This is a genomic window from Novosphingobium hassiacum, assembly GCF_014196055.1.
GTDB lineage: Bacteria > Pseudomonadota > Alphaproteobacteria > Sphingomonadales > Sphingomonadaceae > Novosphingobium > Novosphingobium hassiacum.
In genome coordinates this window covers 235,936-261,166 of record NZ_JACICY010000003.1, presented here as the reverse complement: position 1 = coordinate 261,166, position 25,231 = coordinate 235,936, and the positions used below count along the sequence as shown (strand labels likewise).

The 25,231-nt window shown below is 61.2% G+C and carries 23 protein-coding genes; 7 read left to right on the top strand and 16 right to left on the bottom strand.

Annotated elements, in window-relative coordinates; all coding sequences use genetic code 11:
* The 8 genes from GGQ88_RS08465 to GGQ88_RS08430 all read right to left on the bottom strand — a co-directional run bounded on the left by GGQ88_RS08465 (position 1) and on the right by GGQ88_RS08430 (position 7,234).
* The gene (locus GGQ88_RS08465; RefSeq protein ID WP_183612715.1) at positions 1–207 is read right to left on the bottom strand and encodes a hypothetical protein; all 207 of its coding nucleotides are present in this window, start codon (positions 205–207) and stop codon (positions 1–3) included.
* A gap of 4 nt (positions 208–211) precedes the next feature.
* Positions 212–1,522, bottom strand: a complete 1,311-nt coding sequence (gene glyA, locus GGQ88_RS08460) for a serine hydroxymethyltransferase (protein ID WP_183612714.1) — start codon at positions 1,520–1,522, stop codon at positions 212–214.
* A gap of 15 nt (positions 1,523–1,537) precedes the next feature.
* Positions 1,538–1,975 carry a ribose 5-phosphate isomerase B gene (gene rpiB, locus GGQ88_RS08455; RefSeq protein ID WP_183612713.1) on the bottom strand — a complete coding sequence of 146 codons (438 nt, stop codon included), beginning with the start codon at positions 1,973–1,975 and terminating at the stop codon, positions 1,538–1,540.
* 211 nt (positions 1,976–2,186) lie between these two features.
* The gene (rpoD, locus tag GGQ88_RS08450) at positions 2,187–4,190 is read right to left on the bottom strand and encodes an RNA polymerase sigma factor RpoD (protein WP_183612712.1); all 2,004 of its coding nucleotides are present in this window, start codon (positions 4,188–4,190) and stop codon (positions 2,187–2,189) included.
* 61 nt (positions 4,191–4,251) lie between these two features.
* Positions 4,252–6,117: a DNA primase gene (gene dnaG / locus GGQ88_RS08445; protein ID WP_183612711.1), complete on the bottom strand. Its 1,866-nt coding sequence runs from the start codon at positions 6,115–6,117 to the stop codon at positions 4,252–4,254.
* A 7-nt stretch (positions 6,118–6,124) separates the two neighbouring features.
* Complete coding sequence (locus GGQ88_RS08440; RefSeq protein ID WP_183612710.1) at positions 6,125–6,433, bottom strand: HigA family addiction module antitoxin; 309 nt, start codon at positions 6,431–6,433, stop codon at positions 6,125–6,127.
* Positions 6,433–6,714 (bottom strand): type II toxin-antitoxin system RelE/ParE family toxin, encoded by a 282-nt coding sequence (locus GGQ88_RS08435; RefSeq protein ID WP_183612709.1) that lies wholly within the window; start codon positions 6,712–6,714, stop codon positions 6,433–6,435. Before GGQ88_RS08435 ends, GGQ88_RS08440 begins: the two co-directional genes overlap by 1 nt.
* 64 nt (positions 6,715–6,778) lie before the next feature.
* Positions 6,779–7,234 (bottom strand): GatB/YqeY domain-containing protein, encoded by a 456-nt coding sequence (locus tag GGQ88_RS08430; protein WP_183612708.1) that lies wholly within the window; start codon positions 7,232–7,234, stop codon positions 6,779–6,781.
* Between the two features lie 163 nt (positions 7,235–7,397).
* Between GGQ88_RS08430 and carA the strand changes: the two genes are divergently transcribed.
* The 4 genes from carA to greA all read left to right on the top strand — a co-directional run bounded on the left by carA (position 7,398) and on the right by greA (position 13,267).
* A complete protein-coding gene (gene carA / locus GGQ88_RS08425) occupies positions 7,398–8,567 on the top strand; it encodes a glutamine-hydrolyzing carbamoyl-phosphate synthase small subunit (protein ID WP_183612707.1) in 1,170 nt (389 codons plus the stop codon).
* On the top strand, positions 8,564–9,334 hold the full coding sequence (locus GGQ88_RS08420; RefSeq protein WP_183612706.1) for a hypothetical protein: 771 nt from the start codon (positions 8,564–8,566) through the stop codon (positions 9,332–9,334). Before carA ends, GGQ88_RS08420 begins: the two co-directional genes overlap by 4 nt.
* Positions 9,334–12,657 (top strand): carbamoyl-phosphate synthase large subunit, encoded by a 3,324-nt coding sequence (carB, locus tag GGQ88_RS08415; RefSeq protein WP_183612705.1) that lies wholly within the window; start codon positions 9,334–9,336, stop codon positions 12,655–12,657. The genes GGQ88_RS08420 and carB overlap by 1 nt, the downstream gene beginning before the upstream one ends.
* A gap of 133 nt (positions 12,658–12,790) precedes the next feature.
* Complete coding sequence (gene greA / locus GGQ88_RS08410; RefSeq protein WP_183612704.1) at positions 12,791–13,267, top strand: transcription elongation factor GreA; 477 nt, start codon at positions 12,791–12,793, stop codon at positions 13,265–13,267.
* A gap of 67 nt (positions 13,268–13,334) precedes the next feature.
* On the opposite strand, the gene GGQ88_RS08405 is transcribed toward greA, so the two are convergent.
* The 6 genes from GGQ88_RS08405 to GGQ88_RS08380 all read right to left on the bottom strand — a co-directional run bounded on the left by GGQ88_RS08405 (position 13,335) and on the right by GGQ88_RS08380 (position 17,043).
* Positions 13,335–14,834: an ArnT family glycosyltransferase gene (locus tag GGQ88_RS08405; protein WP_183612703.1), complete on the bottom strand. Its 1,500-nt coding sequence runs from the start codon at positions 14,832–14,834 to the stop codon at positions 13,335–13,337.
* A 94-nt stretch (positions 14,835–14,928) separates the two neighbouring features.
* Positions 14,929–15,150, bottom strand: coding sequence for a DUF4170 domain-containing protein (locus GGQ88_RS08400; RefSeq protein ID WP_183612702.1), 222 nt, complete (start codon positions 15,148–15,150; stop codon positions 14,929–14,931).
* Positions 15,151–15,249: 99 nt separating this feature from the next.
* Positions 15,250–15,771, bottom strand: coding sequence for a hypothetical protein (locus GGQ88_RS08395; RefSeq protein ID WP_183612701.1), 522 nt, complete (start codon positions 15,769–15,771; stop codon positions 15,250–15,252).
* Positions 15,772–15,773: 2 nt separating this feature from the next.
* Positions 15,774–16,058 (bottom strand): hypothetical protein, encoded by a 285-nt coding sequence (locus GGQ88_RS08390; protein ID WP_183612700.1) that lies wholly within the window; start codon positions 16,056–16,058, stop codon positions 15,774–15,776.
* Entirely contained in the window at positions 16,055–16,450 is a 396-nt protein-coding gene (locus GGQ88_RS08385; protein WP_183612699.1) for a phage holin family protein, read from the bottom strand. Before GGQ88_RS08385 ends, GGQ88_RS08390 begins: the two co-directional genes overlap by 4 nt.
* A gap of 32 nt (positions 16,451–16,482) precedes the next feature.
* Entirely contained in the window at positions 16,483–17,043 is a 561-nt protein-coding gene (locus GGQ88_RS08380; protein WP_183612698.1) for a hypothetical protein, read from the bottom strand.
* A gap of 232 nt (positions 17,044–17,275) precedes the next feature.
* On the opposite strand from GGQ88_RS08380, the gene eno reads away from it, so the two are divergent.
* Positions 17,276–18,562, top strand: a complete 1,287-nt coding sequence (eno, locus tag GGQ88_RS08375) for a phosphopyruvate hydratase (RefSeq protein ID WP_183612697.1) — start codon at positions 17,276–17,278, stop codon at positions 18,560–18,562.
* A gap of 62 nt (positions 18,563–18,624) precedes the next feature.
* Here the strand turns inward: eno and GGQ88_RS08370 are convergent, their stop codons facing one another.
* A complete protein-coding gene (locus tag GGQ88_RS08370) occupies positions 18,625–19,152 on the bottom strand; it encodes a helix-turn-helix domain-containing protein (RefSeq protein WP_183612696.1) in 528 nt (175 codons plus the stop codon).
* Positions 19,153–19,229: 77 nt separating this feature from the next.
* Here GGQ88_RS08370 and GGQ88_RS08365 point away from each other — a divergent pair, with 77 nt between their 5' ends.
* Entirely contained in the window at positions 19,230–19,961 is a 732-nt protein-coding gene (locus tag GGQ88_RS08365) for a hypothetical protein (protein WP_183612695.1), read from the top strand.
* A 95-nt stretch (positions 19,962–20,056) separates the two neighbouring features.
* Positions 20,057–22,975 carry a TonB-dependent receptor gene (locus GGQ88_RS08360; RefSeq protein ID WP_183612694.1) on the top strand — a complete coding sequence of 973 codons (2,919 nt, stop codon included), beginning with the start codon at positions 20,057–20,059 and terminating at the stop codon, positions 22,973–22,975.
* Between the two features lie 84 nt (positions 22,976–23,059).
* Here GGQ88_RS08360 and katE read toward each other — a convergent pair whose 3' ends face one another.
* Entirely contained in the window at positions 23,060–25,225 is a 2,166-nt protein-coding gene (gene katE, locus GGQ88_RS08355) for a catalase (protein ID WP_221214576.1), read from the bottom strand.
* Positions 25,226–25,231: the final 6 nt, after the last annotated feature.

Genomic DNA, 25,231 nt, shown 5'->3' with positions numbered 1-25,231 from the left:
TCAGTTTTTGATCCGCTGCCAAAAGGCGTAGCCCGCGCCGACGGCAAGGCCGAGCGGAAGCGATACGACGGGCAGCAGCGCGCCGGCCACAGCCCCGATTGCAGCACCGGTCAGTACCGGCTTGGTCGAGGGGTGGGCCAGGCCCTGCTTGGCCATGCCGTTGAATTCTTCCTTGGCGCGCGTGGCGAGATCGTTCTGTTCGTTCATGGCATCAAAGCTCCGGGTAGATGGGGAAACGGTTGCACAGTTCGGCAACGCGGTCACGCACCCGCTGTTCCACCTGACCATCGCCCTCATCGCCATTGCGCGCAAGACCTTCGACAACTTCGGCAATCAGCCCACCAATCGCCCGGAATTCGTCCTCGCGGAAACCGCGCGTCGTTCCTGCGGGGGTGCCGAGGCGGATGCCAGAGGTCACGAAGGGCGAGCGCTTGTCGAAGGGGACGCCGTTCTTGTTGCAGGTCAGCCACGCGCGATCGAGGCCCTTTTCAGCGGCCTTGCCGGTAACGTCCTTGGCCGACAGGTCGACGAGCATCAGATGGTTGTCGGTACCGCCCGAAACGATGCCGAGGCCTGCGTCCTTGAGGCTCTCGGCCAATGCCTTGGCGTTGGCGACGATCTGGTGGGCGTAAGCCTTGAATTCGGGACGCAGCGCTTCACCGAAGGCGACCGCCTTGGCGGCGATCACATGGACGAGCGGGCCGCCCTGCATGCCCGGGAACACGGCCATGTTGAACTTCTTGGCCAAAGCCTCGTCGTTGGTAAGGATCACGCCAGAGCGCGGACCGCGCAGCGACTTGTGCGTGGTCGTGGTGACCACGTGCGCGTGCGGGATGGGCGAGGGGTGTGCGCCGCCTGCGACGAGCCCTGAGATATGCGACATGTCGACCAGCAGCCAAGCACCGATTTCATCGGCGATGGCGCGGAAGGCGCCCCAGTCCCAAGTGCGCGAATAGGCGGTGCCGCCCGCGATGATCAGCTTGGGCTTGTGCTCACGGGCAAGGCGCGCGACCTCGTCCATGTCGATCGTGTGATCGTCGGCGCGCACGCCGTAAGGGATCGGGTGGAACCACTTGCCGCTCATGTTGACGGGCGATCCGTGCGTCAAGTGCCCGCCCGAATTGAGGTCCAAGCCCATGAAGCTGTCGCCGGGCTGAAGCAGGGCGAGGAACACGGCCTGGTTCATCTGGCTGCCCGAATTGGGCTGAACGTTGGCGAAGCCGCAGCCGAACAGCTGTTTGGCGCGCTCGATCGCCAGCGTTTCGACGACGTCGGCGTACTCACAGCCGCCGTAATAGCGCTTGCCGGGGTAGCCTTCGGCATACTTGTTGGTGAACACCGAGCCAGTCGCTTCGAGCACGGCGAGGCTGGTGATGTTTTCGGACGCGATCAGTTCGATCTTGGTCTGCTGGCGGTTAAGTTCGCCCCGGATCGCGGCGAAAACTTCGGCGTCGGCGCTTTCGAGGTGCTGCGTGAAGAAGCCGGCCTTGCGGATTTCCGGCGCTGTGGTGGCGGTGGTCATCGTGAGGTAGCTCCTTCAGAAAGCGGGATTGTAGAGTTTGGCGACGCGGCCCGCGTGGCGGCCTCCGCCGAATTCGGTCGACAGGAAAGCGTCGAGGCAGGCCTTGGCCATGTCCTCACCGGTGAGCCGAGCGCCCATTGCGATCACGTTGGCGTCGTTGTGTTCGCGGGCCAAGGCGGCCGAAAGTGGCTCGGAGACCAGAGCACAGCGGCAGGCGGGGTCGCGGTTGACCGCGATCGAGATGCCGATGCCGGACCCGCACAGTGCCACGCCGAACTCCGCAGTGCCATCGGCGACGACAGAGGCCAGCTTGTAGCCGAAATCGGGATAGTCGACGCGATCGGCCGTCTCAGGACCGAGGTCTGCAACCTCGTGGCCCTGTTCGATCAGGTACTCGCGCAGGGTCGCCTTGAGGTCGACGGCGGCGTGATCGGAAGCGATGGCGATGCGCATGGAATCCGTTTCGATTGCGATGTGACGGGACTCGTTGGCGGCCCCATAAGCTGTCGCACCGCAACAAGCCACCGCAAATCGTGCGGGTGAACGTGCCCGATGGGGCCGATACTACCGGTTGTGACGATCCAGCTGCCGCAGGCTGGATGCTGTCATGAAAAAGGCGGCAGAACGAACTGCCGCCTTTTCAAATACCAAGATCCCGGAGGACCTACTGATCCAGGAACGAGCGCATCTTGCGGCTGCGGCTTGGGTGCTTGAGCTTGCGCAGCGCCTTGGCTTCGATCTGGCGGATGCGTTCGCGGGTGACCGAGAACTGCTGGCCGACTTCTTCCAGAGTGTGATCGGTGTTCATGCCGATGCCAAAGCGCATGCGCAGCACGCGTTCCTCGCGCGGGGTCAGGCTGGCAAGGACGCGGGTGACCGTTTCCTTGAGGTTCGCCTGGATCGCCGCATCGACCGGGATGATCGCGTTCTTGTCCTCGATGAAATCGCCCAGGTGCGAATCTTCCTCGTCGCCGATCGGCGTCTCGAGCGAGATCGGCTCTTTGGCGATCTTCATCACCTTGCGGACTTTTTCGAGCGGCATCGACAGACGCTCGGCCATTTCTTCCGGCGTCGGTTCGCGGCCCTGCTCGTGCAGGAACTGGCGGCTGGTGCGAACCAGTTTGTTGATCGTCTCGATCATGTGGACCGGGATGCGGATCGTGCGTGCCTGATCGGCGATCGAGCGGGTGATCGCCTGCCTGATCCACCACGTGGCATAGGTGCTGAACTTGTAGCCGCGGCGGTACTCGAACTTGTCGACCGCCTTCATCAGCCCGATGTTGCCCTCCTGAATGAGATCCAGGAACTGCAGGCCACGGTTGGTGTACTTCTTGGCGATCGAAATCACGAGGCGCAGATTGGCCTCGACCATTTCCTTCTTGGCGATGCGCGCTTCGCGTTCGCCCTTCTGGACCATGTTGACGATGCGGCGGAACTCACCGAGCGACATGCCGGTGGCTGCCGCAATGTCCGAGATTTCAGCACGGATGCGTTCAACCGGGTCAGCCTCGTTGGCGAAGAACGCCGCCCACTTCTTGTCGCGACCCGCAAGGTTCTGCAGCCAGCCATCGTCGAGCTCGTGCCCGACGTACATGTCGAGGAAGTCCTTGCGCGGCACCTTGTGACGCTCTGCCAGGCGGAGCATCTGTCCGCCGAGCGCGGTCAGGCGACGGTTGAAGGCATAGAGGTTGTCGACCAGGTATTCGATCTTGGATGCGTGGAACTGTACCGATTCCACTTGCGCGGTCAGGTCCTCGCGCAGCTTCTGGTACTGCGTTTCCTTCGATGCGGGGAAATCGTTGCCCAGGCCGAGTGCATCGAGGCGCGTGCCCTGAATCTTCTCGAACGCGCGGAACAGCGCGGTGATTTCGGCGAAGCGTTCGAGCGCGGCAGGCTTGAGCTGCGCTTCCATTTGGGCGAGGCTGAGGGTGTTGTCTTCCTCTTCCTCCTCGGCAGGACGGGCGCGGCGTTCGCGCAATTCATCGTCCTCGTCCTCGGCGGGTTCTTCCTCGGGCTCTTCTTCTTCCTTGAAAGTAGGGCCTGCGGTGGCTTCGCTGATTTCGGGCTCGCCGGTTTCCTCGCCGTCTTCGGCAAGAGCTTCGGGCGCTGGCTCCTTTGACAACATCGCATCGAGATCGAGGATCTCGCGCAGCTGCATTTCACCGGCGTTGAGCGCTTCGGACCACTGGATAATGGCGTGGAAGGTGATCGGGCTCTCGCACAGGCCCATGATCATCGTGTCACGGCCTGCTTCGATGCGCTTGGCGATGGCGATCTCGCCTTCGCGGCTGAGCAGTTCGACCGCGCCCATCTCGCGCAGGTACATCCGCACCGGATCGTCGGTGCGCTCGATCGTTTCCTTGCGCTTTTCGACGACCGGGCGATCGTCCATGCCGGTCTCCGGTTCATCCGGTTCGTCGGCTTCCTTGTCCTCGGGATCAATCGCGTCGTCGTCGCTCTCGACGATGTTGACGCCCATCTCCGAGATCGCGGCCATGATGTCTTCGATCTGGTCGGCCGACATCTGGTCTTGCGGGAGCGCTTCGTTCAACTCGTCCACGGTGATGATGCCACGGCGCTTGGCGCGGGCAATCAGCTTCCGGACAGAAGCATCATTGAGGTCGATCAGAGGAGCGTCGCCACTGTCGGTCTTGTCGTTCGAAGCCATTTAACCCCGGTACCACCATCTAAAGCCGGGCCCGGCGGACCCGATGTGCGTGAAAGTATAATTATAACGCAGCACGAGCGCGGTTCATTTGCTCCAAACGGCCAAACAAATCCACCCTTCGTTTGCGCAATCGTTGTTGCTCGGCATAACTATCGTCGGAAAACTCCGTTTCGTGGCGCTGCGTCGCGGTAGCGAGCGCCTCTTCGACGGCCGGCAGCTCGACCAACAGCGACACTGCCTCGGCCAGCTCATCGGTGGCCTGCTCGCTGCTGCCGGCCAAAAAGCCGAATCGCATTCCGGCGTAATGTTGCGCCGACGGTGGCCGAAGTCCCCGCTCGGCCAATATGGGATGAAGTCGCGTGCTTTCAAGCGCCTGCGCGTTGTCGGCAAGGTCCAGCAGGCAATCGAGCAACGCAGATGTCGCCGTGTCCTCGGGCTGAAGACGGACGAGCGCGCCGGCGTGGCGCGCGATTTCGCCTGGGTGGTTGATCAGCCCCGCGAGCACCGCTGCCAGCAGGTTGGTGCTCGGCCCGACGCCGATCTTGAGCATCCGCGCCTTGTCGTCCGCGCCCAGTGGCAGCGGCGGCGGTTTCCATGGACCTTTGCCCTGCGACCGCGCCGAACCGGGCTGGCGCGGCTGGAACGGCGCACGTTCCTTGCGGGCAAAAGCGAGTTCGCCGAATCGCTCGGTCAGCTCGCGGCGGTAGAGCGATTTGATGTCGGGATGCTGGATCGTCTCGCAGTGCTGGAGCAGCCGCGCCTTGAGCCCGGCCTTGTCCTCGGGCGTGGCGAGGGGCAGCGCGTCGCGTTCGACCTGCCACAGCATGTCGACCATGCTTTGCGCGCCGTTGAGCAGCGCTTCCATCGCCTGAGGCCCGTCGCGCTTGATCAGATCGTCGGGGTCCATGCCCTTGGGCAGCGTGGTGATGCGCAGGGAGTGGCCGGGCCGGAGCAGGGGAAGGGCGCGGGTGATGGCGCGCATCGCGGCGCGCTGGCCTGCAACATCGCCGTCGAAGCAGAGGGTGGGAGTTTCGACCAGCCGCCAGAGGCGTTCGATCTGGTGTTCGGTCAGCGCAGTGCCGAGCGGCGCGACGGCCTCGCCGATGCCTGCTGCGGCCAGCGCCACGACGTCCATGTAGCCCTCGACCACGACGACGCGCCCGTTGTTACGCGAGGCTGGTGCCGCGCGATGCAGGTTGTAGACCGTGCGGCCCTTGTCGAAGAGCGGCGTGTCGGGCGAGTTGAGGTACTTGGGCGCGTCGGTCTTTTCGGCTGAAAGGATGCGCCCGCCGAACGCGATCACGCGACCGCGCGGGTCGAGGATCGGGAGCATCAGGCGTCCGCGAAAACGATCGTACGGCTCTTTGCCTTCGACAACGATGCGCAGACCTGCTTCGATCAGCATGGCGTCGGGGAAGGCGGACAGGGCTTCCTTGAGCGCGGTACGGCTGTCCGGTGCGAAACCGAAGCCGAATTCGCGCACGACGTGCGCCGGAAAGCCGCGTGAGGCGAGGTAGCGGCGGGCTTCGGTGCCGCGATCCTCGGCCAAGCAATTGACGAAGAACTGCTGGGCGGCGGCCATCACATCGTGGAGCGACTTCTGCTGCTCGGCGACTTTGGCTGCGCGCGGATCGGGCGCGGGGACTTCCATGCCCGCCTGAAGCGCGAGTTCCTTGACCGCGTCCATGAACGGCAGGCCCTGATGGTCGGTCATCCAGCGGATCACGTCGCCATGCGCACCGCAGCCGAAGCAGTGGTAGAAGCCCTTTTCGTCGTTGATCGTGAAGCTGGGCGTTTTCTCGTTATGGAACGGGCAGCACGCCTTGAACTCGCGCCCCGCCTTGGTGACGCGCACGCTCCGCCCGATCACGCCTGAAAGCGAGATGCGGGTGCGTAGCTCGTCCATCCATTGCGGGGTTAGGGTCATGGGGCGATCACGCGCGCTTGAGTTCCGGCATCCATTCTACCGAAATTTCATCCTGACGTTCGCGGACTTCAGCGATGTCGTACGCCGATTGCATGCGCATCAGCGTATCGGCGTTGAGGCCGAACACTTTTTCGAAGCGGATGGCCATTTCGGCGGAAAGATCAGCATTGCCGTTGAGCAGGTTGCTGAGCGCAGGACGTGAAACGTGCAGCACTTCAGCCGCACGCTTGACCGTGAGACCATGCGGCTCGACAACCTGCCGTCGCAGCCAACCGCCGGGATGCACCGCCATGGATGGGTGAAGCTTGATTGCCATCAGTGGTAATCCTCCAGATCCAGATCACCGACAGCATGGTCTGCAATCCGAGTGAACGTCAGTCGCCAATTGCGCGTGACGGTCATCGCCCAAGTGCCGACGCGATCGCCCGTCAAGGGATGGAGGCCAAAATTGGGTGGCAATGCTAGCGCGTCAAATGATGTAGCTGCATCAATGTACGCCAGCATGTCTCGCAGCCGATCCGGCTCTATTAGCCCCTTTGCTTTGCCTTCGGTAGCAAAGCGACGGAGGGCCTTATGCCGGATCGATGCGATCTCCATGCATCATGGCCTACGCCAAAGAGTACAGTGCGTCAAGCGTAGCGTTACGCACTACACGTGCATTTCACCCAGCCAGTGCAGCCTTCACCAAGCCGCTGGCCTTGCTCATATCCAACTGTGTGCCATGCTTGGCCTTCAATGCCGCCACGACCTTGCCCATGTCCTTCATGCCCGCAGCGCCCGTCTCGGCAATCAGCGCAACAATCGCGGCGCGCGTATCGTCCTCGCTCATCTGCGCGGGCAGAAACTCGTCGATTACGGCCAGCTCCGCCTTCTCCATGTCCGCCAGTTCCTGCCTGCCGCCTTGCTCATACATCGTGATCGACTCGCGGCGCTGCTTGGCCATTTTCTGAAGGACGTCGGTGACGAGCACATCATCGTCGGGCTGCGTGGCGGCGGTACGCAGTTCGATGTCCTTGTCCTTGAGCTTGGCGAGAATCAGGCGGACGGCGGCGAGGCGAGGCTTGTCGCCTGCTTTCATGGCCGAAATCTGCGCGGCCTTGATGGTGTCGCGGATCATGGTGGTTCAATTCCTGTGAGTTTGGTGGCCCTAAGCAATCGGGCGAAAGCCATATGTAGGACAAACTTTCGGGGATCGCTAGGTTGACGCGCGGGGGACTCAGGTCTAACCGCCGCCCCTTAGCAACATCGCCATAAACCCTGCCAACGGAGCGCCCCAGATCATGGCCGACCCCGCACTTTCGCACGCGCCCAAACCAGACGGCGCGACGGGAGTCCTCGTACTTGCGGATGGGTCTGTGGCGTGGGGACGGGGCTTCGGCGCGACCGGATCGGCTGTGGGCGAGGTGTGCTTCAACACCGCGATGACCGGCTATCAGGAAGTGATGACCGACCCGTCCTATGCCGGGCAGGTGGTGACCTTCACCTTCCCGCATATCGGCAATGTCGGCACCAATGGCGAGGACATGGAAAGCCATGACGTGCCCGGCGCGGTCGGCTGCGTCGTGCGTGAGGACGTCACTGACCCCGCCAACTTCCGCAGCGCCGGACACTTCACCAAGTGGATGGAAAAGCTCGGCAAGATCGCCATCGCGGGCCTCGATACCCGCGCGCTGACCCGCCGCATCCGCATGTCGGGTGCGCCCAACGCGGTGATCGCGCACGATCCCAAAGGCGAGTTCGACATTCCCGCCCTGATCGAGCGCGCGCGGTCATGGCCGGGGCTCGAGGGCATGGACCTTGCCCGCGTGGTCACGCGTGACGGGCAGGAGGCGTGGGAAGGCTCGGTCTGGAAGCTGGGCGAGGGCTTCGGCCGCAGCCCGCACGACAAGCGCCCGCATGTCGTCGCGATCGATTACGGCGCGAAGGACAACATCTTCCGCAATCTGGTGAAGGCGGGCGCGAGCGTTACCGTGGTTCCGGCGCAGACCTCGTGGGAGACGATCCTCGAACTCAAGCCCGATGGCGTGTTTCTGTCGAACGGTCCGGGCGATCCGGCGGCGACCGGCGCTTATGCCGTGCCGGTGATCCAGAAGCTGCTTGAGGCCGATGTGCCGACCTTCGGCATCTGCCTCGGCCACCAGATGCTGGGCCTTGCCGCAGGCGCGCGCACGACCAAGATGCACCAGGGCCACCGCGGCGCGAACCACCCGGTCAAGCGCATGGCCGACGGCGTGGTCGAGATCACCTCGATGAACCACGGCTTCGCGGTGGACAACACGGCGCTGCCCGACAGCGTGGAGGAAACCCACGTCTCGCTGTTCGACGGCTCGAACTGCGGGATCGCGGTCAAGGGCAAGCGCGCGTTCGGGGTGCAGTATCACCCTGAGGCATCGCCGGGACCGCAGGACAGTTTCTATCTGTTCGAGAAGTTCGTGGGGATGTTGGGGTGAGTACTTTTGCTCAATATCTCGCCGTAGTCTTGCTCCATGAAGCGGAGCAACTTGAGGATGAGTCCTATTCGGGTTCATTCACTAGCGTAGCAAGCAAAGTCACGACTCTTTTACAAGGCGTAAAGGTCAGCAAGAATGAAGTTGCCGAGGCAATATCAATTTTGGTTGAATTCAGCGGTGTCCAACGTTACGAAAATCCCCTGACTGGTGGCTACTTTAAGGTTAACTACGATAACTTTAGATATTATTTCATTCAAGATGGCCCAGACCCAAGCGATGCCGATAAGGATGGGTGGAAGCGTTTACGAACTTTGCTTTTCGAGAAATATCCTATTCTCGTTACATACGCTGAGATAGGCCGTAATTTTGCGACAGACATTATTGAGCATTTGCGCCGGGTGCCGGAAAGTGAATGGGGTCACCTTCGTAGTGACCAAGCTTCAACTGCTATTCCTGCTTCTGACAGAATTGTCTCGCTCAGCCACAATCAAGTTGCTGAACTAGAAAATCCGCTGTCCGAGGTTATTGACGCCGTTGAAAAGACTAACGGTGATCCAGATAGTCCGGGTTTTCGAGAGAGAGTCTTAGGGCAACTGCGAGCGGGCCGGGAACTCATTAGAGCGGGAACTATAAAATCTTACCTTCTCTACACAGTTCTGCTTTCTGCGCTCGCGGAGGTGGCTGCCCGAAACAAGGGTACTGCCATTGAAGCCACAATCAACACGCTCGTCGAGCTTTTAATTAACCATGTTTTTTCAGGTGGCTAATGCCCAAACGCACTGACATCTCCTCGATCCTGATCATCGGCGCCGGGCCAATCATCATCGGCCAGGCTTGCGAGTTCGATTATTCGGGCACGCAGGCGGTGAAGGCGTTGAAGGAGGAGGGGTACCGGATCATTCTGGTCAACTCGAACCCCGCGACGATCATGACCGATCCGGACATGGCGCACGCGACGTACGTCGAGCCGATCACGCCCGAGGTTGTCGCCAAGATCATCGAGAAGGAGCGCCCGGATGCGCTGCTGCCGACGATGGGCGGGCAGACCGCACTCAACACCGCGCTGGCGCTGTTCAACGATGGCACGCTGGCCAAGTACGGCGTGCAGATGATCGGCGCCGACGCCGATGCGATCGACAAGGCCGAGGACCGCCAGCGCTTCCGCGATGCGATGGACAAGATCGGGCTGGAATCGGCGCGCTCGGGCGTGGCCCATTCGGTCGAGGAGGCGCTCGTCATTCTGGAGCGCACCGGCCTGCCTTCGATCATCCGTCCCAGCTTTACCATGGGCGGCACTGGCGGCGGCATTGCCTATAACAAGGACGAATTCGTCAAGATCGTGAAGGGCGGCCTCGAAGCTTCCCCCACCACCGAAGTGCTGATCGATGAATCGCTGCTCGGCTGGAAAGAGTACGAGATGGAGGTTGTCCGCGACAAGAACGACAACTGCATCATCATCTGCTCGATCGAGAACGTCGATCCGATGGGCGTCCACACCGGCGATTCCATCACGGTTGCGCCGGCGCTGACGCTGACCGACAAGGAATACCAGATCATGCGCAACGCCAGCATCGCGGTGCTGCGCGAGATCGGCGTCGAGACGGGCGGTTCCAACGTGCAGTTCGCGGTCAACCCCGCCGATGGCCGCATGATCGTGATCGAGATGAACCCGCGCGTGTCGCGTTCGTCCGCGCTGGCATCGAAGGCCACCGGCTTTCCGATCGCCAAGGTCGCGGCAAAGCTTGCCGTGGGCTACACGCTCGACGAGATCATGAACGACATCACGGGTGCAACGCCCGCCGCGTTCGAACCGACGCTTGATTACGTCGTGACCAAGATTCCGCGCTTTGCCTTCGAAAAGTTCAAGGGTGCCGAAAGCAACCTCGGCACCGCGATGAAGTCTGTCGGCGAAGTCATGGCGATCGGCCGCAACTTCAAGGAATCGATGCAGAAGGCACTGCGCGGCCTCGAAACCGGGCTCGACGGTTTCAACCGCGTGGTCGAACTCGAAGGCGTCAGCCGCGACCAGATCGTTGCCGCGCTGAGCAAGGCGACGCCGGATCGCATTCTGGTAATCGCGCAGGCTTTCCGCGAGGGGCTGAGCGTCGACGAAGTCCACGCCGTCACCAAGTATGAACCGTGGTTCCTGCGCCAGATCTGCGAGATCATCGCCGAGGAAGCCGCGATCCAGAAGGACGGCTTGCCCAACGATGCCGCGGGCCTGCGCCGGTTGAAGGCGATGGGCTTTTCGGACAAGCGCCTCGCCACATTGGCGGTGCGCTCGGTCGGCGTGGCTGGCGGCATGGGCGAGACACAGGCCAAGCGGTCGGGTCTGCTCCACGATGTTCTGAACGCGATGGCTGGTGCTACCAGCGAGGCTGAAGTCCGCGCACTGCGGCACAAACTGGGCGTGCGCCCGGTGTTCAAGCGCATCGACAGTTGCGCCGCCGAGTTCGAGGCGGTGACGCCGTACATGTACTCGACCTATGAAAGCGGATTGTTCGGCGAACCGGAGAACGAATCCGCGCCGACCGACCGCAAAAAAATTGTTATCCTCGGTGGCGGGCCAAACCGCATCGGGCAGGGCATCGAGTTCGATTACTGCTGCTGCCACGCGTGCTTCTCGCTGGCAGATGCCGGGTTCGAGACGATCATGGTCAACTGCAACCCTGAAACCGTCTCGACCGACTACGACACCTCGGACCGCCTGTACTTCGAACCGCTGACGGCCGAAGACGTGCTCGAAATTCTCGAACTAGAGCAGTCGAACGGCGAACTGGTCGGCGTGATCGTGCAGTTCGGCGGGCAGACCCCGCTGAAGCTGGCGCAGGCGCTGCAGGATGCTGGCATTCCGATCCTGGGCACCTCGCCTGACTCGATCGACCTTGCCGAAGACCGTGAGCGCTTTGCCGCGCTGGTCAGCAAGCTCGGCCTCAAGCAGCCGCTCAATGGTATTGCGCGCAGCCGTGACGAAGCCGTGGCCGTGGCAACGCGCATCGGCTTCCCCGTGCTGATCCGCCCAAGCTATGTGCTGGGTGGCCGCGCGATGGAGATCGTCGACAGCTTTGCGCAATTGGACGACTACATCGCCACTGCCGTGAAGGTGTCGGGTGACAGTCCGGTGCTGATCGACCAGTACTTGCGCGATGCGATCGAGTGCGATGTCGATGCATTGTCAGACGGTGAAGATGTCGTCGTCGCAGGCGTGCTGCAGCACATCGAGGAAGCAGGCATCCATTCGGGCGACAGCGCCTGCACCCTGCCGCCCTACAGCCTGCCTGCCGACATCATCGCCGAGATGGAGCGTCAGGCCGTGCTGCTCGCCAAGGGCCTCGACGTGATCGGGTTGATGAACATCCAGTTCGCGATCAAGGACGGCGAGGTCTACCTGATCGAGGTCAACCCGCGCGCCAGCCGCACCGTGCCTTTCGTTGCCAAGGCCATCGGTCAGCCGATCGCCAAGTTCGCCGCGCGGATCATGGCGGGCGAGAAGATTGCCAACCTGCCGCCGATCAAGCGCGACATCGATTACATGGCGGTCAAGGAAGCCGTGTTCCCGTTCGCGCGCTTCCCCGGCATCGACCCGGTGCTGTCGCCCGAGATGAAGTCCACCGGCGAAGTCATGGGCATCGACAGCACGTTCGCGGTCGCATTTGCCAAGTCGCAGCTGGGGGCAGGGACCATCCTGCCGCAAGGCGGCACGGTGTTCGTTTCGGTCAAGGATTCGGACAAGGCGATCGTGCTGCCAGCGGTCGGCAAGCTGACCGATCTCGGGTTCAAGATCGTGGCGACGGGCGGGACGGCGCGCTATCTGGCCGATGCCGGCGTGATCGTGGAGCGGGTCAACAAGGTCGCCGAAGGGCGACCGCATATCGTCGACCGAATCATCGATGGTGATATCGCGTTGATTTTCAACACGACCGAGGGCTGGCAGAGCCACAAGGACTCGGCCTCGATCCGTGCCTCGGCGCTTGGCGCGCGGGTTCCGTCGTTCACGACAGCGGCGGCGTCGGTCGCGGCGGTAGAAGCGATCGAGGCGATGCGGTCGGCTAAACTTGAAGTGCGTTCGTTGCAGGACTATTATAGCTGAACCTTGCGAAAGTACCCCGTCATCGTGGCACTTTTAGGCCGGTCAGGCGTATACGGCGTCTGCCGGTAAGGACAGTTTTTCCCTGAACGCCCTCGCGGCGTGCAGGGCGCAGTACAAAGAAAGAGAGTGACGGATGGCGAGTGTGGAAAAGCTGCCGATGCTAGCAGCAGGCTACGAACGCCTGACTGCCGAGCTGAAGGCGCTGCGCGAAGAGCGTCCCCTGATCGTAGACGCGATCGAGGAAGCCCGCGCCCACGGCGATCTGTCCGAAAACGCGGAATATCACGCAGCCAAGGAACGCCAGGGCCAGGTCGAGGCATCCATCGGCGATCTTGAGGACCGCGTCAGCCGCGCGCAGATCATCGATCCGGCAACGCTTTCGGGCGACAAGATCATCTTCGGTGCGACGGTTACGTTGCTCGACGAGGATGACAAGCCGGTGAAATATCAGATCGTCGGCCCGTACGAAGCCGATGCCAAGCAGGGCATGATCAGCTACGCATCACCCTTGGGCAAGGCGCTGATCGGCCGCAAGGTTGATGAAGAAGTCGAGGTGACGGTGCCCTCGGGCGACAAGTTCTATCTCGTCAAGAAAGTCGAATTCATCTGAGCTAAGCGAAGCGCGGCAGATATGGTGAGCGGTTGCCTGCACAAGGGACGCTCAACCGTCTCATGCGCTACTTGGCACAATTCCCGTAGACCGAGATCTCGTCGGTTGCGAAGACCTGTCTGACGGGTTGCCGCAGCCATAGCTCGCAATGCGCGACATAACCCCTGATCATGGCGGTGGTTGCAGGGTTTTGTGACGCGCTCGGCATATCCGAATACAACGTCACCACGGTCGGTTTCCACGCGAGAATGCGCTGAACTTCTGCCTTGGTATTGAACGGGCCGGAGTTATTCTCATACCGGTGAAACAGGTGCATGGGAAAGCGCAACGGGCTTGGCGGCAGCTTGGCGTCGAGCATGGAATAAAGCGCGACCGGGCCTCCGAAAATCAGCAATCGAGGGTGTGGATCACGCGATTGTATGGTCGTGACGATCCTTTGCGTCGCAACGCGCGATTGTGCGCGGAGATCGAAACGTAGCGCCGGGCCGATTGCCAACAGACCGACAAGAAGCAGCATGGCAGTCATCGGTCTGATCCGCCCCCCTGATATCGCGCCCCCCGCGGCGATGCTGGCGGGCACAAACAGTGGCAGCGCGTAATGTTCAAAAAAGTTCGGCATGATGGCGATTCCGCAGCAGGCTGCGAGCAGCCAACCACCCAGAAATCGGGTCTGCCAGTCATGTTCTTGCCGACGGAAAAGGCCGGCCGCCGCGACGATTAGGGCCGGACTGCAGCTGAGGAAAAACAACCCGCCCTGTGTCAGCATCGCTAAAGGAGGGTTGTAGGTGCGTTTCAAGTTCGCATCGACAATCGCGCTCCAGAAGAACGCAAAATGGCCTTGCGACGCGTATGACAGCGCGAAAATCATCATCGGCGCGGCGCCGCAAAATGCGAGTCCGAACCCGGCCCGGATCAGTTTCGGCAATTCCGTTCCCGACCTGCGAAGTTGCCAAAGGCAATAGCAGCCCAGAAAGGCACTTTCCGGAGCGGCGCATTGCTTGAAGGTGATTGCCATGCCTGCGCAGAACATCGCGGCGTAAATCTGCCAGCCAACGCGCCCCGCCTGTAGCTGCTGGCGCTCGTGCAATACGAGCCATCCCGCAAGCGCAATCAGGAGGTTGTAAAATACCGGCGATTGCCCGCCACCGCCGCCATACAGGGGCAACAGGGCAAGATAGAATGTTCCGGCAAACCAGGCTCCGGTGCGCCCGAAAAGCTTGCTCGATGCCGACGAGATCAACACCGCAGTCGCACTGGCGCAGAGCCATGCTGCGAGGCGGAACGACACCATCGTCGGTGACAATGCCGTAACCAGGAATGTGAGTAGGAACAAGCCTGGCCCCTTGCGGTCCCAGATGTCTACATAGGGGATGGTGCCCTGATGGGCCAACTGCCCCACAAGGACATAAAATGCTTCGTCGTTGGAATAGCTCTGATCGCCTAACGCCCCGATCCTGGTGAGAAGCGAAAATGCGAACAGCCAAGCCACCAGCGGCAATTTGCTGTTGGCCCAGTTGGCAGAGCGCCGGACGGCCAGCACTGGCAAAGATGCGGTTCGTGACGACATGGGGTTCACGTCACACTTACGCGCCAACACTTAAATATGCGTTGTGAATGCAGGCACCCCACAGCAGGCGGACTACTGCGGGGTGGCTGTCAATTCATGCAGCAGGCAGGTCCGGTTCGAGCAGCTTGTGCATATGTACGATCACATACCGCATTTCCGCATCGTCGACCGTACGCTGTGCCGCACCGCGCCAAGCTTCTTCTGCCGACGCGTAGTCAGGGAACACACCGACGACGTCGATCGCTTTGAGGTCGACGAATTCAAGGCCTTGCGGGTTTTTAACCCGCCCGCCCATCACAAGATGAAGCTTTTGCATTGGCGACTTTCCGTTGGGGAGGATTAACCTGTGCCCTGACAAAAAGCGCCAAGCAAAGCAAGTCGCTGGACGGCGTATTAGACCTTAGTATCCCCGGCCCTAGTGCTTCAACCGCGAAGCGATCTCATTGACCTTGCGGATCGCGATTTCGCTGGCGTCGGCTGCCGCCGAGCGCGCGATTTCGGCGAAATCGACGGCCTTGCGTCGGGCCTCGCCGCTACCATCGGCGATGCGGCTTCCTACGGTGCCACCAACATCAGCCAGCCTGGTGCCAACCGACCCGCCGACTTCCTCGACCTTGTGCAAGCCTTCGCGGCCCGCTTCAGCAGCCTTGCCGGCGTAATCGACCGCATACTTGCCCGCGAGCGTTGCCAGACCGACAGCGCAGCTGCGCATGCGCCCGCTCGAGGGCAGGGCCTTGGCGATCAGCGCACCGAGCAGGATGCCCGCGGCGAGCGATGCCACCGGGTGTTCCTCGATCAGGCTCTTCACGGTATCGACCGGGCGCGCATTGCCTGTACGTTCGGCCAACCGCGCCTTTGCCGCGTCGACCTTGTCACGCAGTTCGGGCTTGTCGGCCTGATTGGTGCCCGTCTTGTCAGCCTTGTTCTTGTCGGCCATGTTCAATCTCCAGATTTGACCGCGTCGCGCAACTTTTCCGCGAGCGCCAGAAGCTGATCCCTGAAGAACCAAGCTACCAGTGCAGCCGAAGTCGCGCCGATTACGGCCATGTTGTCCTTCGCGATGTCGCGAGCGGCGTCGACCAGTTCAACGGCTTCGTCGACCGCACGTTCCTTGATGCGGGCAGGCGACGATTCAGTCTTGGCAAGGTCGAGATCGGCGCGGAAAATCACGAGTGCTTCGTCACGCAGGGCGCGCGCTTCAGCAATGGTGCGGGCATTGCTCATGACGCAGCCCCCGACGTTGCTGACTCAGTTATGCCAAGTCCGGCCTTGGTCCGGGTGATGCGTCTGGACGCACTCAGCAGGCAGACGGCAGTCAGGACCAACAGCGCACCACCGACAATGCCGAGCGCTCCCCACACGCCTATATAAGGCGCTAGGGCCAGCAACAGGCCCACGACGATCGCAAGGAGCGTGAAGAAGCCGAACACCAGTCCGAACACGAGCAGAATGCCGATCGCCTTCGCTTCACCCAAGCCAAAGGAGGCTTGGGCTTTGCGGTAGGCGATCTCCGCTTCGAACAGCGTCTGTCCGTCCTCAACCAAGGCGCGGACAGCGTCGCCGATAGATGCGGGTTTGTGTTCCGCCGCAGCGGCGGGGGTTTCCAGTTCGCTCATCGTAACGATGGCCCCTTGTTCGGGTGCAACCGTCAGTCGTCCGACCCGCCGGAGAGGAGCTTTGCGATCGCGAACCCTGCGACGGCCGCAATGCCGACAGCAATGCCCGGGCTCTTCTTGACGAATTCCTTCACGTCGTCACCCAGTTCGCCCAGATCCTTGGCTTCGATGCGAGCAGCGGTTTCCTGAATGGAACGCGCTGCGCTGCGGGCGTAATCCCCGTACTGGACGCCCAGCTTATCATCGATCGTGGCGGCATTGTCGGAGATGGTCTTGCCCAATAGGCCCAACGCGTCGCTGGCCTTGGACTTGCCTTCGACGGCCAGAGACGCACCCTTTTCCTTGGCCTGGCTGGCGTAGACCTTGGCCTCGCCAACCCAGTCCGTAGTCGTTTCACCGACCTTGGCCTTGTACGCCGCGCTCTTGTCGAGCGCTTCGCCCTTGAGCGCCTCGACACCGGCCTTGGCTTCGTCGATTGCCTTGCTGAAGCGACCCTTGGCGCTGAGATCGGTGGTATCGCCGGCGATACCTGAAAGATCGGCCGTGCCGAGCGTGTTCGGAGCGTCTGCGGGGTTGATCGTCGTATCGGCCATGTTCGTATTCCCTTCGGCGTGTCGCGCAGCTTCTTGTCGCTACGATATGGGCGGTCCGCGCCATCTTGCTAGTGCCATGGGCACAAAGGCAAGAGGCAAGATGCCGCTTTGATCGGTCCCATACCCAACGCGGCTTGCCTGTCGGGGTTCCAGCCGATAGGAGCCGCGCCAAACGTTAGCCCAAACATTTGAAGCGCAAGATTCCTTGTGCCAGCCCTGCAGGGAGCAGACCATGACCGCGATCATTGACATCCATGCACGCGAAATTCTCGACAGCCGTGGCAATCCGACCGTCGAGGTCGATATTCTGCTGGAAGACGGCAGCTTTGGCCGCGCCGCCGTGCCTTCGGGAGCCTCGACCGGCGCGCATGAGGCCGTCGAACTCCGCGATGGCGACAAGGCGCGCTATATGGGCAAGGGCGTCACGAAGGCCGTTACTGCGGTCAATTCGGACATTGCCGAAGCGATCCTCGGTCTAGACGCCGAAGATCAGCGCGACGTCGACCTTGCGATGATCGAGCTGGACGGTACCGAGAACAAGAGCCGGTTGGGCGCGAATGCGATCCTGGGAACCAGCCTTGCCGTTGCCAAGGCCGCTGCGGATGCGCGTGGCCTTCCGCTCTACAGCTACGTTGGCGGAGTTTCAGCGCACGTCCTGCCGGTGCCCATGATGAACATCATCAATGGCGGCGAGCATGCCGACAACCCGATCGATTTCCAGGAATTCATGATCATGCCGGTCGGCGCGCCGACGCTGGCCGAAGCCGTGCGCTGGGGCGCGGAAGTGTTCCACACGCTGAAGAAGGGCCTGCACGACAAGGGCCTTTCGACCTCGGTGGGTGATGAGGGCGGTTTCGCGCCGAACCTTGCGAGCACGCGCGATGCGCTCGATTTCGTCATGACCTCGATCGAGAAGGCGGGGTTCAAGCCGGGCGAAGACATGATGATCGCGCTAGATTGTGCAGCGACGGAGTTCTTCAGGAACGGCAAATACGAAATCAGCGGTGAGGGCCTGTCGCTGTCGCCGGAAGCGATGGCGGATTACCTTGCCGCGCTGTGTGATGCCTACCCGATCATCTCGATCGAAGATGGCATGGGCGAGGACGATTTTGAAGGCTGGGCGGCGCTTACCGCCAAGGTCGGCAAACGCGTGCAGTTGGTCGGCGACGACCTGTTCGTGACCAACCCCAAGCGCCTGTCGATGGGGATCGGCAAGGGACTGGCGAATTCGCTGCTGGTCAAGGTCAACCAGATCGGCACGCTGACCGAGACGCTGGAGGCGGTCAGCATCGCGCAGCGCAACGGCTACACGGCGGTCATGTCGCACCGTTCGGGCGAGACCGAGGATGCCACCATCGCCGATCTGGCGGTCGCGACCAACTGCGGCCAGATCAAGACCGGATCGCTCGCGCGTTCGGACCGGTTGGCCAAGTACAACCAGTTGATCCGTATCGAGGAAGAACTGGGTAATTCGGCGCGCTATGCGGGCAAGGGCGCGTTCGGTCGCCTCGGCGCCTGATCAGCACTATTGGAATTCGAAGGGGCAGCGCCGGAAGGTCTGCCCCTTTCGATTCCGCCAGGCTACTGCGCCATTCTCATGGCGGGGAACTCGATTTCCTCGTCCTGGCGCATGTCGCCGGCGATATTGGCGAAGTACGCGACCATCTTTTCGTAGCCATCGGTCGATAGGCGAACGAACACGCGGCGCGCGTCGGCCGTGTCGTTTTCGCGCACGATCAGGCGCTTTTCCTCGAGCACCGTGAGCCAACGCAGCGCGGTCGTTGCGGGGACCGCCGCGCCGATACACGCGCTCGTCACCGGAAGACGCTTGCGTTCCTTGGCGGCGATGAACAGATCGAGCAGGATATCCCACGCTGGCTCACCAAACAGGGTGGGGTCGTTGAAGATGTTGCTCCGGCGGCGGCGCTCGCGATAGGCGGATCGTGCGACTTCGGACCAGACGGGGCTGTCCTTGGCGATGTGCAGCGCTGCAGAATCTTCTGCCCGTTGCTCGGCATCGCTTGATTCCAGTTCGTGCGCGATAGCGAGAAGTTCATTTGCCGTCGCGATCAACCGGCGCGCCTTCGCTCTCAGCTGGTCTTTGCCCATGCGACACACCCCCTAGAAAGAAAACGGCTGAAATCCGATGTCTTTCAGAAATCTGCCGCAGTCATTGTCCATAGTGCATGATGGTGCCATTCGTGCTCACGCTAAGTGCATTTCCTTATGCAACAGGCGTAATACTGGAATACCTTTGTAATCGCCTTGCAAAAATTTTGCTCGGATCCTTTTGTACTGCACAAATCAGCCATTTCGGATCAAACTACTTGGGTTATCTGGAAGTCTTCGGCTGTTCGCCTTTGATCAAATATTGCCAGACGCCCCATGCGTTCACGAACAACAGCGCACCATTCTGGATCACGAGCGAGATCGCGTCGTTCAGCAGGCCCGATACAACCCAGGATATCGACACGATCACGAAGAGGACAAAGCCCCAGCCGGTTGAGCGCCTGCCTAGGTCCGCTGCCACTAGTCCGGCCGCAACGATCGTTCCCACTGCTGCAAACCACTCAAGAATTCCGTCCACCTGCATGCTCCGTCCATCGCGCATGGTCCCCAACCGGCACAACCGCGATCCTGTTCCGACCCAGGCAATTAATCACCCGATTGAATGCCTCTTTTCACGTAGGTTCCCGTATCTCCGCCTGGGAGCGGGAGACGATGACGATGCGCTCTCGGTCGATGCCTTGGAAGTGCGCCCGTTGTGGCGGCGTGTCGCCAAGCTGATTCGCCGAATCACCCCTAATTTACCCTACGAGGTGACTAGCGGCGCTGAGATGCTGCGTGTTTCGCTGCAATGGGACGCTTTTCTAGTCTCGGATGAAACAAGCTTCCCTTACGGAAAGCCCTGTTTTTAATTATCCGATTGACAAAGAATCGCCGCTGTTATGTCCTGTGATTCAGGGTAGCTCGCGACCAATGACGGGCACCGCTGGAGAGAGAGGTCTGACTTATGAGGGGCAAGCTATCCCTGCTGGCTGGCGTCTGCGCCACGGCCATTGCGACACCGGTTTTCGCTCAGACGGCGACCGAAACCAACGGCATCGAAGAGATTATCGTGACAGCGCAGCGCCAGGCGCAGTCGCTGCAGGCGGTGCCGATTGCGGTATCGGCGTTCACTGCCGAAAACCTTGAGAAGCAGCAAATTCAGAACTCGTCGGATCTGCAACTGTCGCTACCGAACGTTACCTTTACCAAGACGAACTTCACGTCGTCCAGCTTCACCATCCGCGGTATCGGCGACTTGTGCGTCGGCGTGTCGTGCGATGCTGCTACCGGCATCCACCTCAATGACATGCCGATGGTCCAGAGCCGCCTGTTCGAGACCGAATTCTTCGATCTTGAGCGCATCGAAGTGCTGCGTGGACCGCAGGGTACGCTGTTCGGTCGAAACGCGACCTCGGGCGTGGTAAACGTCATCACCGCAAAGCCCGATCTGTCCGGCTTCGGCGCGGCGGGCGAAGTGGAGTACGGCAAGTACAACTCGGTTCGCGTCAAGGGCATGGTCAATGCGCCGCTGACCGAAACGCTCGGCGTTCGCGTGGCGGGCATGTACAACAAGCGCGACGGCTACACGTTTAACCAAGGCACCAACAGCCGCATCGACGGGCGCGACATGTACGCGCTGCGCGGCTCGCTGCGCTGGGAGCCGAGTTCGGACACGACGATCGATCTTTCGGCTTACTACTTCCGCGAAAACGACAATCGCAGCCGTGTCCAGAAACAGTTGTGTCATCGCGATCCCACTGGCGTACTCGGCTGCCTGCCCGACAAGCTGGCGAACGAGACGACAAATGGCGATTCCACCTTGGCATCGCTGCTTTCGTCGCGTGAATTCTTCGCTGTGGCGGTTGCCCCTTCCTTTGCGCCGCTCGGCCTTGGCAGCATCTACGGGAACGACGGCGACAGCCTGTTGGGCTCGACCAATCCTGCCGATGTGCGCACTGTCAATATCGATTACCTGCCGACCTACTTTGCCGAGGAAGAAGTCTACCAGGGCAAGTTGCAACAAGCCCTTGGCGACAGCCTGACGCTGAACGTCACCGCCGGCTACGCGCGCAATGAAGTTCGCAGCCGCACCGATTACAACCTCGCAACCGGGCGAAGCTTCGCCGGTAATCCCGGCCTGTTCGCACTCGCCGCTTTTGCAGCAAATCCCGCGACGGCATTTGCATTCGCACCGATCGCTGCACGCCTGATCCCCAATGGCCCGACGGGCAACGTGTGCCAGTCGGACATCGACTACAACAACGTCGGTGTCTTCGGCGCCAACGGCGGCAAATCGATCTGCGCCTCGACGTCGCTGGATTTCGACGAATCGAGCCAGTCGTACAAGCAGTACGCGGCAGAAGCGCATATCGATTCCGATTTCGACGGAATGTTCAATTTCCTGATCGGTGCCAACTACTTGCGTGGCGAAACGCGCAACAACAACTATTTCGTTAACTCGTTCGGCCTTGATTATGCGTCGGGTATCCTGGGTGCCGCAGCGGCAGCTTCCGGCGCAACTGGCGGCCGGGCCGTGTTCCGGCCTTCGCCGTTCTTCCGGAGCAACACGGTCAAGGGTGACCTCAACAGCTACGGCATTTTCGGAGAGGCGTACTTCCAGTTCAACGACAAAATCAAGCTCACCCTCGGCGCGCGTTACAATCACGACAAGAAGTTCACCAGCGCCCGCACCACACTTCTGAGCAACGGCCTGTCGAGCGAATTTGCCAGCGGCGGGGCAATCCTCGCACCCGTGGGCGCTAACAATCTCGAAGAGGCGCTGAACATCGCCACAGCCGATTTCGACAAGGGTCTGCTCGGCGTTCAGGCATTCCAGGAACGTTCGGTGAGCTTTGGCCGGATGACGGGCCGTGCGGTCCTCGATTACCAGATCACGCCGGACAATCTCGTCTACGCGTCCTACTCGCGGGGTTACAAATCGGGTGGCATCAATCCGCCGCTCTCGGTCGGCTCGGTCAATGACATCTTCAAGCCCGAGACCGTCGATGCGTTCGAACTCGGCTCAAAGAACCGGTTCGGTGCGTTGCAGCTCAACGTTTCGGCCTTCTACTATCGCTACAAGGACCTGCAGCTCAGCCGCATCACCGCACGCACTTCGGTCAACGACAACATCGATGCCAATATCTACGGTGTGGAGGCCGAGGCGATCATGGCGCCGAGCCGCAACTTGCTGGTCAACCTCTCCGCAAGCTACCTCAAGACCAAGGTCGTGGGTGACCAGTTCTTCATCGATACCCGTGATGTTTCGGCTGGCCGCTCCGACACGGTGATTATCAAGGACATCACGCTCGGCTCAAACTGCGCGGTTACCGGTGCCTCGGCGGCGGGAGCGAACGCGTTCGTCAACACGATCAACGGCGGAGCGGGCCTGCGTCCGACGACGCCGATCCCGGGCACGAACACTACCGGCGCATTCTCGATCTGCGGCGTGCTGGCACAACAGGCCGCTGCGATCGGCGGACTGTTCGGCGGCATCAAGGTCAGCTCGGGCATCGAAAAGAACGTGAAGGGCAACCAGCTGCCACAGGCGCCTGAATTCAAGTGGTCGGCGGGTATCCAGTACACGATCGAAGCCGGCGAAATGAGCCTCGTCCCCCGCTTCGACATCAACTATACTGGAGAAAGCTACGGCACGATCTTCAATGGCAGCATCAACCGCATCAAGGGCTACGCGGTGATGAATGCGCAGATCCAGCTGAACGCGCAGGACGAACGCTTCTTCCTGCGGGGCTTCATCCAGAACATTGCCAACAACAATGCGACGACGGGTCTGTACGTAACCGACCAGTCGTCTGGCCTTTTCACCAACATCTTCTCGCTCGAGCCGCGGCGTTATGGTGTTGCAGCCGGGTTCAAATTCTGAGCCGATTGACCGACAACGCAAAACGCCGGAGCCGCGAGGCTCCGGCGTCTTGTTTTTTTACCGGGTGATTGAACGACCCGGCGTTTACTTGTTTGCTTTCGCGTCGGCGTCGACCAGCAACTCGCGATCCCACACGCGCAATTTGCCGAGTGCCGCGACAAATGCAGCGGGATCGTCAGCGCTTTCGAGTGGGATGCAGCCGTCGTCGAGCTTGTCACCAAGCCCGGCCGCGCTCATCAAAGCCTTTCCGCCCTGCGACAGACCGATGAACTTGCAGTGCGCGAAAGCATCGCTGACGAAGTCGCGGGTTGGTGCATCGCCTGCCAGCATTTGCGCGCCCTCGACCGATGGGATCACCGCCACGGCATCGAACAGGACCGATGGGCCACCGTCGATCTTGTGTTTGGCGGCCAAAGCCTCACCGGACGACAAGGTGACGCCGCCGATCTTGGGTGCGATCACTTCGTAGACGCCGCCCGCCGCAGTCACTTCTTCGACAAGCGCATCGAACAGCGCGGTGTCTGACCCGTTGGTGACCACGATGCCAAGCTTGCGTCCAGCAAAGGCCTGGGGGCCGTTGCCGATGATGCTCAGCGCTGCGGAAGGCTGCAGATCCTGACGGGTCGGCACTGCAGCTTGCGCAGGCGCCGGCAAGTCCGCGCCAAGGCCATCGGCTACGGTCGCTGCAAGATCCGCGTCGATGTTCAGCAAATGCGACACTACGCGCAAACGGATATCTGCACGTTCGACCTTGCTTAGTTCGAAGGTCAGCGCATCGCCGATGTGCTTCTGCTCGACCGGGGTCTGGCTGATGTAGAACTGCCGCGCCTGACTGTAATGGTCAGCAAAGCTCTCGGGCCTCAAACGCTGCTTGGGCTCGGGATTGGTTTCGGCGAAGCTCTGGAAACCACGAACCGGGTCCTCGCGAGGGCCACCCATCTGCGGACCCCAGCTATTGGGCTCATAGTTCACACGGCCGCGCGGATTGCGCATCGCCATGTGCCCATCCTGCTGAAAGTGCGCCATCGGGCAGCGCGGCGCGTTGATCGGGATATGCGTGAAGTTCGGCCCACCCAGCCGCTTGATCTGCGTGTCGAGGTACGAAAAGTTGCGGCCCTGCAGCAGCGGATCGTTGCTGAAGTCGATCCCCGGCGGCACGTTTTGGGTGCAGAATGCGACCTGTTCGGTCTCGGCGAAGAAGTTGTCGACGACACGGTCGAGCACCAACCGACCGATGACGCGGACCGGCACCAGCTCTTCGGGAATGAGCTTGGTTGGATCGAGTACGTCGAAATCGAAGCTGTCGGCGAACTCCTGGTCGAACAGCTGGACGCCAAGGTCCCAGGCAGGGAAATCACCGCCTTCAATCGATTCCCACAGATCGCGACGATGGAAATCGGGGTCTGCACCGTTAATCTTGACGGCCTCGTTCCACACTACCGACTGCAACTTGAGCTGCGGCTTCCAGTGGAATTTGACGAAGGTCGAATTACCCTCTGCATCGAGCAGGCGGAAGGTATGAACGCCAAAGCCTTCCATGAAGCGCAAGGACCGCGGGATCGCACGGTCGGACATGGTCCACATGACCATGTGCATGCTTTCCGGCGTTAGGCTGATGAAGTCCCAGAAGTTGTCATGAGCGGTTTGCGCCTGCGGGAAATCGCGATCCGGTTCGGGTTTTGCTGCATGGATCAGGTCTGGGAACTTGATCGCATCCTGGATGAAGAACACCGGGATGTTGTTGCCGACGAGGTCCCAATTTCCCTCATTGGTATAGAGCTTTACCGCAAACCCGCGGACGTCGCGCGCAAGGTCGGCGGAACCCTTGTTTCCGGCAACGGTGGAAAAACGGACGAATGCGGGCACACGCTCGCCGACGCGCTGGAAAACATCTGCGCGGGTCACGTCAGCCAGCGAATCCGTCAGTTCGAAGAAGCCATGCGCTCCATAGCCGCGTGCGTGGACGACGCGCTCGGGAATGCGCTCATGATCGAAGTGGAACATCTTTTCGCGGAAGTGGGAATCCTCCAGCAGGGTGGGGCCGCGTGCGCCCTGCTTGAGCGAATTCTGGTCGTCCGCAACCGGGATGCCCTGCTGTGTCGTGAGCGTGGCAACGCCGTTGCCTGCGATCTGGTGTGTCTCGCCGCCCTGGCCCTGTGGCTCACCATAGCTGGTCGAGATATCGACACCCGGCGGGGCCTTGGGAGCCTTGCGTGGTGTCTCGCCGCTTTTAATCGCGGGCGGGGTCATGGTTTT